The organism is Ottowia sp., from assembly GCF_047975795.1.
Taxonomy (GTDB): Bacteria; Pseudomonadota; Gammaproteobacteria; order Burkholderiales; family Burkholderiaceae_C; genus Ottowia.
The window spans coordinates 1-1791 of sequence record NZ_JBKEEE010000100.1 but is presented as its reverse complement, the minus strand read 5'-3'; the positions used below and the strand labels follow the sequence as shown (position 1 = coordinate 1791).

Here is a 1791-nt window from a genome sequence, read left to right as displayed (position 1 = left end):
ATGGCGGTGGAGGCCTGCGGGTTGCCGCGTGCGCCACCGCCCTGGCCGCGGCCTCCACGCCCCGCCGTGTGCTCAATGCGATTTTCGCGCGGGCCGTCCCGGCGCGCCGGCTGGGCGCCCTGCTTCATGCTCAGGCTGATGCGTTTGCGCGCCACGTCCACTTCCAGCACGGTCACCTTGACGATCTGGCCGGTCTTGACCACTTCGCGCGCGTCGCTCACGAACTTGTTGGCCAATTGGCTCACGTGCACCAGCCCGTCCTGGTGCACACCCAGATCGACGAAGGCGCCGAACGCGGCCACGTTGCTCACCGTGCCTTCCAGCACCATGCCCTCCCTGAGGTCGGCGATGTCGTCCACGCCGTCGTTGAAGCGCGCCACGGCAAAGTCGGGGCGCGGATCGCGGCCGGGTTTTTCCAGCTCGGCCAGGATGTCTTTCACCGTCAGGGCGCCAAAGCCTTCGCTGCTGAACTGCTCCGGCTTGAGGCCTTTCAGCAGTTCGGCACGGCCCATCAATTGCTCAATCGGCTGGCCGGTCTTGACGATGATCTGCTCCACCACCGGGTAGGTTTCCGGGTGCACGCCGGTCATGTCTAGCGGGTTGTCGCCGCCACGGATACGCAAGAAGCCCGCGCTTTGCTCAAACGCCTTGGGGCCAAGGCCGCTGACGTCAAGCAATTGCTGGCGTCTTTTGAAGGCGCCGTGCTGCTCACGCCAGCGCACCACCGCCTTGGCCACTTTGCCTGAAAGACCCGAAACGCGCGCCAGCAGCGGCGCGCTGGCGGTGTTCAAGTCCACGCCGACGCCGTTCACGCAGTCTTCCACCACAGCATCCAGCGTGCGCGCCAGCTCGCCCTGGTTGACGTCGTGCTGGTACTGGCCAACGCCGATGCTCTTGGGGTCAATCTTCACCAGCTCGGCCAGCGGGTCCTGCAGCCGCCGGGCAATGCTGGCGGCGCCGCGCAGGCTCACGTCTACGTCTGGCAGTTCCTGGCTGGCGAACTCGCTGGCGCTGTAGACGGATGCGCCGGCTTCACTGATTACTATCTTTTCAATAGCTTCTATCGCTTGTCCAGTCTGCGTTGCAGCCGTTTTTCTTGCCAACTTGATCAAGTCGCCGGCCAGCTTGTCGGTCTCGCGGCTGGCGGTGCCGTTGCCGATGGCGATGAGCTGCACGCCGTGCTTTTCGACCAGGCGCGCAAGGGTGTGCAGGCTGCCGTCCCAGTCCTTGCGCGGCTCGTGCGGGTCGACGGTGGCGGTGTCCAGCAGCTTGCCGGTGGCGTCCACCACGGCCACCTTGACGCCGGTGCGGATGCCGGGGTCCAGCCCCATCACCGCTTTCTGCCCGGCAGGCGCGGCCAGCAGCAGGTCGCGCAGGTTGTCGGCGAAGACCTTGATGGCCACTTTTTCAGCGTCGTCGCGCAGGCGCGCGAACAAATCGCGCTCAGTGGAAAGGCTGAGCTTGACGCGCCAGGCCCAGGTGATGCACTTGCGCAGCAGGTCGTCGGCCAGACGGCCCTGGTGGCTCCAGCCCAGTTGACGCGCGATGCGGCCTTCGGCCAGGCTCGGCGCTGCCGCGACCTTGCTGGCCGCTGGCGCTTCTTCCGCCTGCGGCAGCACCAGCTTGGCGTCCAGAATTTCAAGCTGCCGACCGCGGAACACGGCCAGTGCGCGGTGCGAAGGCACGCGGCCCATCGGCTCGTCGTAGGCACAGTAGTCGCGGAATTTGGCGACTTCAGGGTCGTGCTCGTTCTTGCCGGCGGCCCGCTTGGTTTGCAGCAGGCCTGCGGCC

At 66.5% G+C, this 1791-nt stretch carries 1 protein-coding gene; it reads right to left on the bottom strand.

Going from position 1 to position 1791, the window contains the following annotated elements; translation table 11 throughout:
• Positions 1 to 1791: helix-hairpin-helix domain-containing protein (locus tag ACK5NW_RS14980; protein ID WP_416929493.1), on the bottom strand; the 1791-nt coding region annotated here is incomplete at both ends.